We start from the raw sequence: 15,601 nt of genomic DNA, 5'->3' as shown, positions 1-15,601 counted from the left end.
GCGCCGCGCTATTGCGTCTGCGCCGCCGCGCCGCCTCGATCGAGCGACGCCGCGCGCAACGCCTCGCCCGGCTGCGTGAAATAGCGTTGCCGCAGTTGCGCGATCTGCGCGTCGCGATCCTGCGGCGACAGTTGCTGCGCATCGATCTGCGCGCGCTGCGCCGCATATTCGTCGTACTTCGCGCGCCACGCGTCGTTCGCCTGCTGCATCTTCGCGACGCGTTCCGCGGCTTCCGGTCCGAGCGATTGCGCGAGCTGCGCGCGCATTTCGTCGGCAGACGCGCCGGACTTCTGCAATTGCGCGATCCGCGAGATCGCATCGTTCTGCTGCTTTTCGCGCGCCTGTTCCGCACGCTGGTCGAGCGGCAACTGCTGCTCGAGCGCCGCGAGGCGCGCGGCCTTCTGCGCATCCGTCAGCGATGCGTCGCGCACGATCTTCAGCCGCTCGAGATCGTAGCGCTGCCGCTGCTGCTCGGCGCCGAAGAACGGCTCGGCCCAGTCGCCGAGCGTACGGCTCGCGATCGACGCGCGCTGATCGAGCGCGAGCTGCAGCACCGCAAGATCGAACTTGTTGCCGGGCACGCCGCCATCCGGCAGCTTCGCGAGCTCGGCAAAATACGCGCGATAGCGTTTCCAGACGTCGAGCGCCTCGCCCTGCGCGACCGTGCCGTCGAGCTGCGCGGCGATCTCCCGCGTAACGAGCGCATCGAGCGCCTGCGCGCTCAGTTCGTGCTGCGCGCTCAGGCAATAGTCGAGGAAATCGCGCACGGCACGCGTCTTCGCGAGATGACCGTGCGCGTCGAGCGGCAGGTGCGGCGCCGACGAGCCCGCCAGCGACGTCGGCAGCGCGCTTGCGCCGGAGCCCGCATCGGCGCTCGCCGCCGCGGCGGCGGGCGTCGATGCGGCGGCGGCCGGCGCCGCGCCCGCCACGCCGGCATCGCGCTTCGCCGGCGCGCCGACGACATACCAGACCGCGCCGGCCGCGACGACGCCGGCCGCCCCATACAGCGCGACGCGTCGCGCGATGCCGCCTTCACCCTTCATCGATCACACACCCTGGGTCTTCAGCCGGTTCGCATGCGTGCGGATCACCGCGACCGGGTCCTCCGCATACGCACCGCGCACGCCGAGCAACTGGTTGATCTCGTCGAGGTGGTTCCACTTGTAGCTCGTGCTGAGCACCTGGCCGTACAGCGAGCTGCAGCGCGACACGAGGCCGTCGTTCGCACCGGAGCCGCGATTGATCATCACGGTGCCCGTGCCGAGCATCGCAAGCGTCGACGGGTCGAGCACATTCGACGGATCGATGACCGGAATCGTGCTCGTGTCGGTCGCGCCCGTCACGCCGAGAATCGACAGCGTCGGCTGGATCGCAGTGCCGGCCCACGAATACAGCAGGTGCTTGTTGCCGCCGACCGTCTCCGTCGGCGCGCCCGTCTGGCACGAGCCCGGCGCGCCGAGGCCGGCGCTCGGGTAGTTCTGGTTGTACGTCGCGGCCTGCGACGTCGTCAGCGTCTTCAGTGCGGCGAGCGCGTCCTGGTTCGTGTTGTGGTTGCTGCTCGTCAGGATGCCGAACACATTGGCGAACGCGGCGATCACCGTCGACGACAGGCCAGTCGGATCGTAAGCCGTCACGGTTTGCACGAAGTCCGCGAACTCGGAGCCGCGGTGCGGCGTGCCGATCGTCGTCACCGAAGCGACGAGCTGCGGCGCGACGGCCGCGACATAGCGCGACGTCAGCCCGCCCTGGCTGTGGCCGATCAGGTTCACCTTCGATGCGCCCGTCGCGGCGAGCACCTGCTGCACGTATGCGAGCAGTTGTTCGCCGCGGCCGTTCGGCCCGTCGTCGCTCTGGAATCCCGACAGATTCGCGACATAGACGGTCGCGCCGTGCGCCTGCAGGTCCTCCTGGATGCCGTACCAGTACTCGACAACGTTCGCGTATTTGTCGGTGCCGGTCAGGCCGTGCACGAGGATGATCGGATACTTGGTCGCCGCGTAGTTGTCGACGGCGGTCGTCGCCGCCACGGCGGATTGCGCGCCTGCAAGCGAGAGGAAAGTCCCGATGCTCGCGGCCGGCGCCGCGCTCATCGCGAACGCAACCGCCGCCGCCACTGCCCTGGATCGCATCGTTCTGGCCATTTACGTCTCCTATTGTTTGAATCGTATCGGATGAAAATTCCGCTTCTGTTCGCATGACTACGTTTCGCGCGTGGCGAATACGCGGCCTGCACGCCGACACAGTTGCACGCTCCAACGACGCTGAATAGAGCGCGATGACGATCTTTAACGATTGAAACGCAAGCCCCCTGCATCGGCTAACGGAGTGAAGCATGCCTAACGAACGTTTTTCGTCGGTTAGACACGGCTCTCTAATCGATTGACGCAAGCGGGGAAGTCAAGCGGGTAGGCCGCCCGCATCGCGGATGCTGCACTGCGATGCGGGGGAGGAAGGACGCGGGAAGAGATCAGAGCTTGGTGCTCAAACGAACCCACGCTGTGCGGCCGGGTTCCGTGACGGGCATGTTCGCCGGATAGCCGAAACCGGCGTTGCCGGCGAGGTTCAGGTGCTCCGCATAAGCCTTGTCGAGCACGTTGTCGATGCCGACCGAGATCTGCACCGCTTTGCTCACGTTGTACTGCGCGTGCAGCGACAGCACGCCGAAACCGGCGCTCGGACCGAAGTCCTTGCCGACGACGTTGCCCTCGTTCAGCGCATAGCGATGCTGCGGCGCAACGATTCGCCACAGCCCGCCCGCCGACCACGGCCCGCGTGTGTACTCGACGCCGAAACGCGCTTCGAGCGGCGGCATCTGCGGCAGCGGCGCGCCGCTTTGCACGTTGCGCCCCCACGCATACGCGAGCGACGCATCGAAACGCCACGGCGCGAGCGGACGCCACGACGCGCCGAGCTCGCCGCCCATGATCTGCGCATTGACGTTCGTCGCCTGCGTCGTCTGTCCCATCGAGCCCGTCGCGTAGTCGAACAGGATGAAGTCCTGCACGTAGCCCGCGTACGCGGACACCCACGCGTCGAGCTTGTCGCTCTTGTACTGCGCGCCGATGTCGAGCTGCGTCGTCTTCTCGGGCTTGATCGCCGAGAACGCGTTGACGGCGCCGTTCGGGCCGCGCTTCGCCGAGAACAGTTCCCAATAATCGGGAAAGCGTTGCGCGTGTCCGATGCCCGCATACCACGTGACGGGCAGCGAAGCGAGATCGCGCTCGTAGCGCACGAAGCCGCTCGGCAGCACGCGCGAGCGGAGATCGTCGAACGTCGGATTGCGCATGCTCATCTTCATGCCGCCCGTCGTCGCGCGCTTGTCGCGCGCGGCCGCATAGTCGATCCGCGCGCCGCCGATCACGCGCGACGCATCGCTCGCATACCAGGTCAGCTCGCCGAACGCGCCCGCGTTCCACATGTTCGCCTGCGGATTCCACGGCTTGTCACCGTAGTTCTGCATCCCCATCGCGGAGCGCGAATCGAGACGGTTCGACTGCGCGTCGACGCCCGTCACGAGCTTGAACGCGTCGGTGAAGCGCAGCGTCGCCGCGACGCGCGCGCCGAGCGTGCGGCGGCGCACTTCGGAGGCCATGCGCATCGGCATGCTGCTCGTCGGATCGGGCATCCGCAACGTGTAGTTGTCCATCACGTGATCGGCTTCGTTGTAGAAGACCTGCGCCTCGATGCGATCGAGCACGTCGCCGATGTGCTTCTTGTCGAACGTCAGGCCGAACGTCTCGCGCCGGAAATGTGCACCGTCCATCCCGCGGCCCGCGTAGCGCGCGTAGCCGTCGCCCGTGCCCGCCGTCAACTCGAGCCGCGTGTTGTCGTCGGGGGTCCAGCCGAGCGCCGCGTCCGCGTTCCACTTGTCCCATTGCGACGGCACCGTGCGACCGTTGCCGTCTTCGTAATCCTGCGAATGCGCATGGTTCGCGATCACGCGCCCGTAGAAGTCGGGCGTGCCTGCCGTCACGTCGACGTTCTGATCGTTGCGCCCGAACGAGCCGCCGACGACACTGCCGTCGAAGCGCATGCCCGGCGTCTTGAAGCGCGGCGTCACGCGTTCGAACAGCACCGTGCCCGCCGATGCGCCCGGCCCGTACAGCACGGTCTGCGGGCCCTTGACGACCGTCACCTTGTCGTAGCTCTCGGGCGCGATGTACGACGTCGGCGCGTCCATCCGGCCGGGACACGCACCGAGCGTCGGCATGCCGTTCGCGAGGATGTTCAGCCGCGAGCCGAACATCCCGCGCAGCACCGGGTCGCCGTTCGTGCCGCCGCTGCGGATCGACGCGAAGCCGGGAATCGTCTTCAGATAATCGGCGCCGTCGCTCGCGGGCAACGGCTGGCGCGGCGTTTTCGGATCGGTGACGACGACGAGCGGCGTCGATTCGGGCGCCGCGACGATCTCGATCGTCGGCAGCATCGCTGCTTCCGGCGCGGCGCCGGCTGTCGCGCGGTTCGTCGCGCTGCGCGTCACGGCGGTCGCTTCGTTTGCCCTAGCGTTCGATTTGGCGCTCGATGCGCCGCGTGCCGCGTCGTTCGCGACGCCGCTCGTCGCGCCGAGTGCGCCGTGACGGTGCACGGCATCGTCCGTCTGCGCGACGGCCGGCGCGAGATGAAAGGCGCCCGCCGCGAGCGCGGGAACGGTGAGCGTGATCGCGCGCCGCCGACGGCGCGCACGGTCGACACGCGCGGGGTGCGCGTGACGCAGGAATTTGATTGTCATGAATCGAAACTCGAAAGACGCCCCTCCGCGCGATCGTCGGATCGAACGGATGCGGAGGCTGCATGAACGGAAATGAAGTCAGGCGTTCAGGCGTCCGTCGGCGGCGCGCGCGGATAGGCGCGCGTGTAGCGCTCGAGCGAGGGCGCGACGGCCCCGGAGAAAGCGGACGGCGCGACGGCCGCCACGTGAATGGACGAGAGCGACGGCGCGGCCGCGCCGATCGCCGGGCTGTGCGCGAAGAACGCGCAGTATCCGCATGCGTCGAGATGCAGCGCGTGATGTGCGACGCCGTCGTGCGCGGTGCCGGCCTGCGCGCCGCCCGCTGCGGCCGGCCGCGCGCCGTGCTCGTCGCCGCAGATCACCGCGTTGGAACGCGGCGCGGCAGGCCGCGCGTTCGCCTGCGAGACGAGCGGCGCGACGATCGCCAACCAGATCGCAAGCATGCCCAGCCAGGCAGTGAGTTTGCGGAATCGGTTGGACATGGTGCGGGATGGCGTAAAGGGAATGTAATGCCGGGCGAATGTTACAGAATGTTGGCTGGCTTGGATAGCGTGAAACGGTCGCGGGGCCAGTTGCGCTCGCGCGGTCAGCGCAGGCGCATCGTTGCATCCGCAACGATGCTCGCCCCAGCTGCGAGGCGTGTCAGAACGTCATCCGGCGCAGCGTCGTATCGCGCTTCACGAAGTGATGCCAGAGCGCGGCGAGCGCGTGCAGACCGATCACGTAATAGAACACGTTGCCGATCAATTCGTGCGCTTCCTTGATCGTCGGTCGCAACGCCGCGTTCGGACCGAACAGCGTGAACGACCAGTCGATTCCCGGGAGCGTCACCGGCTTGCCGCCAAAGTTCAGCGTCATGACTCCGAGGAGCGGCTGCGCGACGATGAACACATACAGCGCGAGATGCGCGAGCTTCGCGAACAGCGCGAGCCACGCCGGCTGCGGCAACTCGCGCGGCGCGCCGCTTGCGAAGCGCCAGACGATGCGCAGCACGGCCAGCGCGATCACGAGCGTGCCTGCGAGGTAGTGGACATTCGACCAGAACACCCGGCTGTCGGTCCCTTTCGGGCCGCGCACTTCGATCGCGAGATACGCGAGCGCGACGAGCAGGAAGATCGCCCAATGGAAGAAGACGGCGGGACGGTTGTAGCGCTCCTGCCCAGCGAGGATACGATTCATGATCAGTCTCGTTCGTATTGAAGGGAACCAGCGAATCGCGCGCGGCGTCGCACGCGACGTTATCGGATTGTAATGATGCGCGACGAGCGAACCCAGCGGCTCGGTCAAGTTTCCGTACGATCGCGGATCGCGCAGGCTCGGGTAGAGCCGCATGTCGGCTCAGCGATGCTTGAACTATTCTCGAATCCATATTCGAGCAGTCGGGCACGCATCCGCCACGACGCCCGCTTCACAGCAACACGCAAGGCCCCATCATGCAGAAAGCCGCTTTTGTCGCAGCCTACAGACTGGTCGGCTGCGGGCTGATCCTTTCCGCGACGTGCCACAGCGTCGCACGCCGATGGAACGCGCCGACCTTCCGGCTCGACAATTTCCTTAGCTACTTCACACAGCTCAGCAGCCTGTACGCGGCCATCGTGCTGCTTGCGGGGTTATGGCTCGCGACGAAGCCGCCGTCGCGACGATACGAGTCCGCGCGCGGCGCGGTCGTGCTGTACATGGCGATCACGGGCATCGTCTACGAGCTGCTGCTCGCGCATCTGGACGTGGCGCATCACGCAACGCCTTATTATACGAACTGGATATTGCATCGGATCATACCGATCGCGGTGTTTCTCGACTGGCTGTACGTCGCGCCGCGCGTGCGGATCGACTGGTCGCAACTCGCGCGATGGCTCGCGTTTCCGGTCGCGTATCTCGGCTATACGCTCGTGCGCGGAGCGCTGATCGACTGGTACCCGTACCCGTTCGTCGATCCGCGCGCGCATGGTTATCTGGCGGTCGCCGCATACAGCGGCGCGATCGCGGCCGGCAGCATCGGATTCGCCGCGCTGATCGTGCTGATCGGCAATCGCGCCGGCGCGCCCGCGCCGCAGACGGAGCACGTTTGACGGCGGCGCGGCACGGACGCGCGAACGCTCGCACGCCGGATAGTCGGGCCCGGCGGCGACACGATCACGCCGCGCGGCCGCGCATCGCGCGCGGCGGGACGGCGCGGGAAATCGGTCAGTAGCCGTTGCGCGGCAGCAGGCCGAGCGGATCGACGGCCTTGCCGTTGCGCCGCACTTCGAATTCGAACGTCGAGCGGCCGCTCGCGTCGGTCGCCATCTCCGCGACCGGCTGGCCCGCGCTGACCGCATCGCCTTCGTTGACGAGCAGCCTCTCGTTGTGACCGTATGCGGTAATGAGGCCGTTCTCGTGCTTCAGGATCACGAGCGGGCCATATGCGGCGACGCCCGTTCCCGCGTACACGACGCGGCCGGGCGCAGCGGCGCGCACCGTGCGGTCGCCGTCGGTGGAGGTGATCACGATCCCGTGATTCCTGCCGGCGCCGAACGGCGTCGTCACGGTGCCGTGCGCGGGCCACGCGAGTGCCGGCGCGGCCGCTTCCGGCTGCGCGGCGGCGGGCGGCGGCGCAGGCGTCGTCGCGCTCGGCGGCGGCGCGACGCGCAGCACTTGACCCGGCATCACCATGTCGGTCAGTGCCATGTGGTTCCAGCTCGCGACGTCGAGCGGGCGCTGCCCGAACGCAGACGCGATGCTCGCGAGCGTATCGCCCGAATTCACGCGGTAATAGCCGGCCGGCACGCCCGATGACGTGTGCTGCACCGGCTGCGGCTGCACGTGCGTCGGCTGCCAGGAGTCGGTCCACGGCGTCAGCGTGCAGCCGCCGACAAGCGCGGCACCTGCCGCGACGAGCGCCGCGCGCACCGTCCAGCCGATGCCGGACCGTTGGACAAACAGAATGCTTCTCAAGCGTACCTCCATCATTTCACTTCGCTGCGGCGGCACGCGCGCCGCCGCAGCCACTTCGCGCGCAATCGGCCGGATCGATGTGCGGCCGCGTCGCATCGAATCGAGCCGCGTCGGGCCGAAGCCTGCCGGGACGGGATGCGTCTGCCCCGAGCCACGTCACTGGCCAGATCCACCGCCAGGCAGCGCCTCGCGAAGCCGGCCCCCGTCGAGCCAGGTTGCGCCCGGCGAACCGCATCCGAGCGGCCAGCGGGTCGCGAACCGCGGCCCTTCCGATCGGACCTCAAACGCTGCCTTCGGTTTCGACGACGAGAATCCGGGCCTCGCCGAGCGGGAACGCGACATGTTCGGTCCCCACCGATGCGAAAAAGATGTCCCCCGCGTCGAGGACGGCCGCGTGCTCGACGCCGGCATCGCGATAGCGCATCTCGACCCGGCCGTCGAGCACGACGAACACCTCTTCGCCGTCGTTGACGTGCCACTTGTACGGCTGATCCGTCCAATGCAGGCGGGTCGTGATGCCGCGCATGTTGGCGATGTCGACGGCGCCCCACGCGCGCGGCGCGGTGAAGCTCCTGCTGCGTACGATTTTCATGGACATTCCCGTGGCGTCGCGGCGTCCGGCGCGACGATCGCGCGGCACCATGCCGGACGGATAGTAACTCGCCCGGCATTGCCGGAGTAAGTTGTCGGGGATCGGCCGATTGGCGAAAGCCGGCGCGACGAGCGCGTCCGCGCGCTGCGAGCGGCGGTGCGACGTCGAGATGGGGCGTTGAATCCCGGCGCCGCGCCGCCGTGCCCGATCGTCCGGCGGTAACCGGAAACCGGCGACCTTCGCACGCCGATCGACCGCGCCCGAATCGAAGCTGACGGCGGCACAGGCGCCACCGCCCCGCTTCGGGGCCTCAATCGTGGCCCCAAAAGACTCAGCCCGCGCGTTCCATCAAATGGAACGCGCGGGCTGAATGGACTGCGATGCACGGGCCGAAACCCGCCGCGCGCGCGTTCAGCCGCGACGCGCGACGGGCGGCCGTGCCGCTCAACGCCCCTTGTAGACCGGTGCGCCGTCGGCGATGCGCTTCACCTTGTTCGGCGCGCCCGATTCGACCGCGGCCGCCGGCTGCGCGCCGTAGCCGCTCGTGTCGGCTTGCGCGGCGACGTTTTGCTGGCCGTGGACCCTGGCTTCGGCGGCCTGGATTTCCTCGGGGTAGTTCACTCGGGCAGTACCCGGGTTGTAGCCCGCTTGCTCGAGCTGGATCAGCTCGGCCTTGACCTGGGCGCGGGTCACCGGACCGTTCGATTGCTGGGCGAACGAAACGGCCGGAACGGCGAGAGCGGCGGCGACTGCGACGGTAGCGATAAGCGATTTCATGATCAAACCTCCGTGATTTTTTGCTTCGCCGCAAGCACCATGCGAGCAGCGATTGATCACAGTCTAGTCACGGAGGCACCTAGGGAAAACCATGTATCAACGAAAACACTGTTTCGCGACCGATAACAATCGCCGTTCGACTCCTAGAAAAACCCTACTAATAACGTAGATGAGCGCAACAATTACCGATCTCGCCGGTCATTCGGCCCAGCTCGCGTGGAAGCTGCCCGGCTTGTCCGTGCGCTCGAACGTATGCGCGCCGAAGAAATCGCGCTGCGCCTGCACGAGGTTCGCGGGCAGGCGCGCCGACCGGTAGCTGTCGAAATACGCGACCGCCGACGCAAATGCCGGCACGGGCACGCCCGCTTTCACCGCGGCGATCACGACATCGCGCAACGCGGACTGGTAGTTCGCCGCGATATCCTGGAAATACGGATCGAGCAGCAGATTCGCGAGTGCGGCGTTCTTCGCATACGCATCCGTGATCTTCTGCAGGAAGCGCGCCCGGATGATGCAGCCCGCGCGGAAGATCTTCGCGATCGCGCCGAGGTCGAGCTTCCAGCCGTATTCCTTCGATGCCGTATCGAGCTGCGCGAAGCCCTGCGCGTACGAGATCACCTTCGACAAGTACAGCGCGCGGCGCACCGACTCGACGAACGCGGCGCGATCGCCTTCGAGCGGCGCGGGCGCCGGCCCGGCCAGCACCTTGCTCGCCGCGACGCGCTGATCCTTCAGCGACGACAGCACCCGCGCGAACACCGATTCGGTGATGAGCGGCAGCGGCACGCCGAGGTCGAGCGCGTTCTGGCTCGTCCACTTGCCGGTGCCCTTCTGCGCGGCGCGATCGAGGATCACGTCGACGAGATGCTCGCCCGTTTCGTCGTCCTTCTTGCCGAAGATCTTCGCGGTGATCTCGATCAGGTAGCTGTCGAGCTCGCCCTGGTTCCATTCGGCATAGACCGCGCCGAGCTCGTCGTTCGTCAGGCCCGCGACCTGCTTGAGCACCGCGTAGCTCTCCGCGATCAGTTGCATGTCGCCGTACTCGATCCCGTTGTGGACCATCTTCACGTAGTGGCCCGCGCCGTCCGGCCCCATGTACGCGACGCACGGCTCGCCGTCCGCCGGCGCCTTCGCGGCGATCTGCTTGAGGATCGGCTCGACGAGATCGTACGCGTCGCGCTGACCGCCCGGCATGATCGACGGGCCGCGCAACGCCCCCTCCTCGCCGCCCGACACGCCCGTGCCGATGAAGTGCAGCCCCGCCTGCGCGAGCTCCTGGTTGCGGCGGATCGTGTCGGTGAAGTGCGTGTTGCCGCCGTCGATCAGCACGTCGCCTTTGTCGAGCAACGGCTTGAGCGCCGTGATCGTCGCATCGGTCGCTTCGCCCGCCTTCACCATCAGGAGGATGCGCCGCGGCGTTTCGAGCGACGCGACGAATTCCTCGAGCGTATAGGCCGGCACGAGCTTGCGATCGGGAAATTCGGCGATCAGTTCGTCGGTCTTCTCGCGGCTGCGGTTGTAGACCGACACCGCGTAGCCACGGCTTTCGATATTCAAGGCCAGATTGCGCCCCATCACCGCGAGACCGACCACACCGATTGCTTGTTTACCCATTGTTCAATTCTCCGGAAAAAACAGGGTGCGACCCACCGGGGTCGCGCGCATAGGCGCAAGGATAAGGGAAACCGCGCGAATGCGCCGCGAATGAAAGACGTTCGAAGGCGATCGGACGGCGGTCCGGCTTGACGCTCGACGGCCGGTCGATGTGGATTCGGCGACGGATAGACGGTATCCGGCGTCGATGGCGCACGGGTTCGGCGCGGGTTTAGGCGGCCAGCGGAAAAACGCCGATTCGGCGGCGTTCCGGCGTTGATTCGGGATGCTGCGCAAGCGGTGCCGTCGAACGAATCGCGCCGCCTGCGCGACGATCGCGGGCATCGCGATTTGTGCGTGTCGCACGTTTTGCGATCGCGGGTGCGTCGCTTGCATCTCGTTCGTCGCGTGCGTCGAACGCAAATTCAACGCCCGCGCGAACGCCGTGCATGCCCCGTCCGTCCAGCGCGCCCGCCTACCCGCGCTTTCGAAACACGACGCTCAGATTGTTCGCCGGCATCTCGACGACCTCGTCGAGCACGAGGCCCGACGCCCCGCCGAGCTCGACCACCGCTTCCAGATCGCGCACACCCCATGCCGGATTGCGGCTGCGCAACTGCGCGTCGAACTGCGCGTTCGATTCGGCGGTGTGCGCGCCGCTTCGGCGATACGGCCCGTACAGGTACAGCACACCGCCGTCGGGCAACGCGCGCGCCGCGCCGCCGAAGAGCGCGCGCGCGGCCGCCCAAGGCGCGATGTGGATCATGTTGACGCAGACGATCGCATCGGCGGCGGCGAGCGGCCACGGCTCGACGCAGACGTCGAGCGCGAGCGGCGCGCGCAGGTTCGGCAGTGCGGCGTCGGCCGCCCACGCGGCGCTCGACGCGCGCGCGGCGGCGTCGGCGTCGGTCGGCTGCCAGATGAGATCGGGCAGCGCGGCCGCGAAGTGAACCGCATGCTGGCCGGTGCCGCTCGCGATCTCGAGGACGGTGCCACGCGCGGGCAACACGCGCTTCAGCACAGCGAGAATCGGCTCGCGGTTGCGTTCGGCGGCGGGCGCCCGTTGACGCGAGGCGGAATCGATCGGCATGACGAAATGAACCGGGAAAATCGAATCAGACGTGAAGCGAGCCGTGCGCGTCGCGCGGCGCAAGCCCGAGACGCGCGGCGAGCGCGGCGAGCGTCTGCCCGCACGATGCCTCGACCTTCAGCGTCAGCAGCGAATCGGCGCGCGTGTGCCCGAGATTGATCGCGACGATCGGCTTGCGCTGGTCGTTCGCCCACACGCAGAACCGGTAGCCGGAATACACCATCAGCGACGAGCCGACGACGAGCATCCCATCGGCATCCTCGAGCGAGCGCGCGGCGGCCGCGACGCGCTCGCGCGGCACGTTCTCGCCGAAGAACACGACGGCCGGCTTCAGCAGCCCGCCGCACGCGGGGCACACGGGCACGCGAAACGTGTCGAGCGCGCGCCATTCGAGATGCGCGTCGCCGTCGGCGGCGGGTTCCGCCTCGGCCCCGAGCAACTCGGGATTGTCCACCTCGAGAATGCGCTGGATCGCCGCACGCGCGTGATGCGCGCCGCAATCGAGACACGTGACGCCGCCGATGCCGCCGTGCAGTTCGATGACGTCAGTGCTGCCCGCGCGCTGATGCAGCCCGTCGACGTTCTGCGTGACGAGCCGCCCGATGCGCGTCGCCGCGCCGAGCCGCGCGAGCGCGTGATGCGACGCGTTCGGCCGCGCGCGCCCGACCACGGGCCAACCGAGCATGCTGCGCGCCCAGTAGCGGCGGCGCGCGTGATCGGAATCGAGAAACTCGCGATACTGGATCGGCGGCGAGCGCATCCATGCGCCGTTGCGGTCGCGATAGCCGGGAATGCCGGAATCGGTGCTGATGCCCGCGCCCGTGAGCACGAACAGGCGCGGATGCCGCTCGACGAACGCTTGCAGCGCGTCGAGCGCGGGCGAATCGCCGAACGGCGCGGCGTCCGGCGACGACGGCGGCTGCGGCTGCGGCTGCGGCGAAACAACGGCGGAATCGGTCATGGCAATGAGGGCTCGTCCGGCAGGATCAGCCGCTCGGGGACGTGCGCGGTCTGCCTGCGTGCCGTCACATAATACAGAATGCCGGGCACGACGAGGCCGATGATCCACGAGATGTCGGTGCCGCCCAACTTCGCGACGAGCGGCCCGGTATAGAACTCGGTCGCGATGAACGGCATCTGCACGAGCACGCCGATCGCGTAGATCGATACGCCCGCGACGTTCCAGCGGCCGTAGCGGCCGTCGGGATCGTAGAGCGCGGGCACGTCGTAGCGCTCCCTCGTCACCCAGTAGAAATCGACCAGATTGATCGCGCTCCACGGCGTGAAGAAGGCGAGCAGGAACAGGATGAACGCGGAGAAATCCTTCAGGAATGCATGACGGCCGACGAGCGCGAGCCACGCGACCGCGGCGACCATCGCGAGCACGTAGGCCATTCGCGCGCGCTGCGTGATCTGCGCGCGGCCCGAGAAGCCGGTGACGATCGTCGCGACCGACATCACGCTGCCGTAGGCGTTGAGCGTCGTGATCGTCAGCTTGCCGAACGCGATCGCGAAATAGAGCAGCGCGGCCGTCGCGCCGCTCGCGCCGAGGCTCACGATGAACTGCACTTCGTGCCCGGCGAACTGCTTGCCCGCGAGCGCCGCCGCGAACACGCCGAACACCATCGACGCCTGCGCGCCGAGCACCGAGCCGAGACCGATTGCCCAGAACGTGCGGCGCGCGGACGTCGAGCGCGGCAGATAGCGTGAATAGTCGGCAACGTACGGCCCGTATGCGATCTGCCACGACGCGGACAGCGAGATCGCGAGCAGGAAGCTCGGCAGCGAGAAATGCCGGATCGCGAGCAGCGCACCCACGTCGTGGCCGGCGAGGAGCCGCGCGAACATGTAGACGAACGCGACGAGCCCGACAATGCTCGACACGCGGCCGAGCGCGTGAATCGTCCGATAGCCGAACACCGCGAGCACGACGACGACCGAGATGAACGCGAAGATGCCGACCGGATCGGCGACGCCGAACAATTGCGCGAGCGCCTGCCCGGCGAGCACGGTGCCGCTCGCGGAGAAACCGACGTACATCAGGCAGACCAGTACGAGCGGAATCACCGCGCCGTAGATGCCGAACTGCACGCGGCTCGAGATCATCTGCGGCAAGCCGAGTTGCGGCCCCTGCGCGCCGTGCAGCGCCATCACGGCTCCGCCCAGCAGTTGACCGAACGCGAGGCCGACGAGCGACCAGAACACGTCGCCGCCCAGCACGACCGCGAGCGCGCCGGTGACGATCGCCGTCACCTGCAGGTTCGCGCCGAGCCATAGCGTGAACTGGCTCGACAGCTTGCCGTGGCGTTCGTGGTCGGGGATGTAGTCGATCGTTCGGCGTTCGCGCAGCGCGCGGCGTTGGGCGGCGGTGACGTTCGGCATGGCGGCGGATCCGGAAAAGTCTGAGGTTCGGAGCGCTCACCCTAGCCGCTCAAAATTGTATAGACAACTGTTTGCGGGATTCGGGTTTGTACTGACATCCAATTAGCGACAAGTGGCCTGGCAAATCTGCCCGTCAATGAAGCAATCGGATCGGGAAGAATATTGATTTAAAAATAAATAACTTTAATGATTACAAATCATGATTACAAAACAACCATAAAATGGAAAATATTAATTTCAGCATCACCTGCCTCACATTTCGATTTAAATGCATCACGAGCCACGAGCAATCGAAAGCGACACCTCACCACAACCTCGATCAATCACATCAATTACAAACAAATCAATCAATAGATCACAAAAACCATAAAAATACCGATGAAACAGTAAACAAAATCACCAACCGATCAATAAAAACACTCCATCCATATGGAAAATTTAGGCACCCTACCTTCCCGCCCGCTCAATCTTTCTTCCAGCTAATTTAGAATTCCCGCAACCGACTCAACAGGAAAAAACATGCTCGAACAAACAGCGGAACATTGGGGGCAGAGTTATTTCTCGGAAAAATTCAACCGCCGAGAATGGCAAGCACACCCCCTTACCATCCAGCGTCAGTATGAACTGCAGGGCAATCTCATGCGCGAGGAGTGGTTTTTTTTGCGTTACCTCAACGGAGAACGCGTTCAGCGAGCCGCCAGTCTAGGAGCAGGAAGAGCCGAAACGGAAATCGCCCTTCTCGAACTGGGTGCAGTCGAGCATTTTGATCTCTTTGATGTCAGTTCAGTCGGAATAGAATATGCAAAATCGAGAGCAGAAGAAAAAGGGTTCGGTCATAAAGTCACATGTCACGTGGGACCAATCAGCTGCGCCGACCTGAACGAAAACACTTACGACCTGATCACGTTCGTCGCGTCGCTCCACCATATGGAACCGCTCGCCGAAACCCTGGAACGCGCCAATCGAGCGCTAACCCAACGCGGAATCATCTGGTGCGCCAACGAATATATCGGGCCAGATCGATTCAACTATCCGGCTGCACATGCTGCGATTGCAAAATCCTTCTTTCAGCAAATTCCACCCGGCTTACGTAACCACTGGCATCGAGAGCTTCAGTTTCCGACCCCACAGGAAGTTGCGGAGGTAGATCCAACTGAAGCGCCCTGTTCATCGAAGATCGAACCCACGATGCGTAACATGTTTCCAGCTCTGGAGATCATGCCGTTATATGGGGCATTCGCTTTCATGGTGTTTTGGGGATTGAACCACGATGCGCTGTACGAAACTCCCGAAGGAACGGAACTAACTCGATTCATTCTCGGAATGGATAAAGCGTTAACGGACGCCGGAATCTTACCGACATACTTTGCGCACATCATCGCCAGAAAAAATGATGCCTTTCGACAACGAGCCCTCCGCTCAGGAAGAGATCAAAGCACTCTTCTTTATCGATATGCACGAAGAACCGCATCTATTCTTCGCCGCCTAAAAATTTAATAAATAA

At 65.7% G+C, this 15,601-nt stretch carries 15 protein-coding genes; 3 read left to right on the top strand and 12 right to left on the bottom strand.

The features are described 5' to 3' along the window. Positions 1 to 8: 8 nt before the first annotated feature. From BTH_RS03330 to BTH_RS03310, 5 genes are all read right to left on the bottom strand, one after another. Complete coding sequence (locus tag BTH_RS03330; RefSeq protein ID WP_009895779.1) at positions 9 to 1,043, bottom strand: lipase secretion chaperone; 1,035 nt, start codon at positions 1,041 to 1,043, stop codon at positions 9 to 11. Between the two features lie 3 nt (positions 1,044 to 1,046). Further along, positions 1,047 to 2,141 carry an esterase/lipase family protein gene (locus BTH_RS03325; RefSeq protein WP_011400969.1) on the bottom strand — a complete coding sequence of 365 codons (1,095 nt, stop codon included), beginning with the start codon at positions 2,139 to 2,141 and terminating at the stop codon, positions 1,047 to 1,049. Between the two features lie 326 nt (positions 2,142 to 2,467). Then, a complete protein-coding gene (locus tag BTH_RS03320; protein ID WP_009895777.1) occupies positions 2,468 to 4,729 on the bottom strand; it encodes a TonB-dependent copper receptor in 2,262 nt (753 codons plus the stop codon). Positions 4,730 to 4,815: 86 nt separating this feature from the next. Beyond that, entirely contained in the window at positions 4,816 to 5,211 is a 396-nt protein-coding gene (locus BTH_RS03315; RefSeq protein WP_011400968.1) for a DUF2946 domain-containing protein, read from the bottom strand. A gap of 160 nt (positions 5,212 to 5,371) precedes the next feature. After that, on the bottom strand, positions 5,372 to 5,908 hold the full coding sequence (locus BTH_RS03310) for a cytochrome b (RefSeq protein WP_009895774.1): 537 nt from the start codon (positions 5,906 to 5,908) through the stop codon (positions 5,372 to 5,374). Positions 5,909 to 6,162: 254 nt separating this feature from the next. On the opposite strand from BTH_RS03310, the gene BTH_RS03305 reads away from it, so the two are divergent. Next, positions 6,163 to 6,798: a Pr6Pr family membrane protein gene (locus tag BTH_RS03305; RefSeq protein WP_009895772.1), complete on the top strand. Its 636-nt coding sequence runs from the start codon at positions 6,163 to 6,165 to the stop codon at positions 6,796 to 6,798. 115 nt (positions 6,799 to 6,913) lie between these two features. Here the strand turns inward: BTH_RS03305 and BTH_RS03300 are convergent, their stop codons facing one another. From BTH_RS03300 to gndA, 4 genes are all read right to left on the bottom strand, one after another. Then, positions 6,914 to 7,663 carry a peptidoglycan DD-metalloendopeptidase family protein gene (locus tag BTH_RS03300; protein ID WP_025370139.1) on the bottom strand — a complete coding sequence of 250 codons (750 nt, stop codon included), beginning with the start codon at positions 7,661 to 7,663 and terminating at the stop codon, positions 6,914 to 6,916. Positions 7,664 to 7,943: 280 nt separating this feature from the next. After that, entirely contained in the window at positions 7,944 to 8,306 is a 363-nt protein-coding gene (locus BTH_RS03295; protein WP_009895767.1) for a cupin, read from the bottom strand. A gap of 393 nt (positions 8,307 to 8,699) precedes the next feature. Continuing rightward, on the bottom strand, positions 8,700 to 9,032 hold the full coding sequence (locus tag BTH_RS03290; protein WP_009895765.1) for a DUF4148 domain-containing protein: 333 nt from the start codon (positions 9,030 to 9,032) through the stop codon (positions 8,700 to 8,702). Between the two features lie 198 nt (positions 9,033 to 9,230). Next, positions 9,231 to 10,646, bottom strand: coding sequence for an NADP-dependent phosphogluconate dehydrogenase (gene gndA, locus BTH_RS03285; RefSeq protein ID WP_009895764.1), 1,416 nt, complete (start codon positions 10,644 to 10,646; stop codon positions 9,231 to 9,233). Between gndA and BTH_RS29655 the strand changes: the two genes are divergently transcribed. After that, a complete protein-coding gene (locus tag BTH_RS29655; protein ID WP_009899263.1) occupies positions 10,635 to 10,778 on the top strand; it encodes a hypothetical protein in 144 nt (47 codons plus the stop codon). The two genes, gndA and BTH_RS29655, sit on opposite strands and share 12 nt — an antisense overlap. A 322-nt stretch (positions 10,779 to 11,100) precedes the next feature. Here the strand turns inward: BTH_RS29655 and BTH_RS03275 are convergent, their stop codons facing one another. The 3 genes from BTH_RS03275 to BTH_RS03265 are packed head-to-tail and all read right to left on the bottom strand — an operon-like array spanning position 11,101 to position 14,097. Then, on the bottom strand, positions 11,101 to 11,778 hold the full coding sequence (locus BTH_RS03275; protein ID WP_011400966.1) for a DUF938 domain-containing protein: 678 nt from the start codon (positions 11,776 to 11,778) through the stop codon (positions 11,101 to 11,103). Further along, positions 11,741 to 12,676 (bottom strand): NAD-dependent protein deacetylase, encoded by a 936-nt coding sequence (locus BTH_RS03270; protein ID WP_009895760.1) that lies wholly within the window; start codon positions 12,674 to 12,676, stop codon positions 11,741 to 11,743. The genes BTH_RS03275 and BTH_RS03270 overlap by 38 nt, the downstream gene beginning before the upstream one ends. Beyond that, a complete protein-coding gene (locus tag BTH_RS03265) occupies positions 12,673 to 14,097 on the bottom strand; it encodes a purine-cytosine permease family protein (RefSeq protein WP_009895758.1) in 1,425 nt (474 codons plus the stop codon). The genes BTH_RS03270 and BTH_RS03265 overlap by 4 nt, the downstream gene beginning before the upstream one ends. A gap of 519 nt (positions 14,098 to 14,616) precedes the next feature. Here BTH_RS03265 and BTH_RS03260 point away from each other — a divergent pair. Continuing rightward, entirely contained in the window at positions 14,617 to 15,594 is a 978-nt protein-coding gene (locus BTH_RS03260; protein ID WP_011400965.1) for a class I SAM-dependent methyltransferase, read from the top strand. Positions 15,595 to 15,601: the final 7 nt, after the last annotated feature.

The sequence above is a fragment of the Burkholderia thailandensis E264 genome (genome assembly GCF_000012365.1).
GTDB lineage: Bacteria > Pseudomonadota > Gammaproteobacteria > Burkholderiales > Burkholderiaceae > Burkholderia > Burkholderia thailandensis.
Note: the sequence above shows the minus strand (reverse complement) of the source record. Positions and strands in the feature narration are given on the sequence as shown.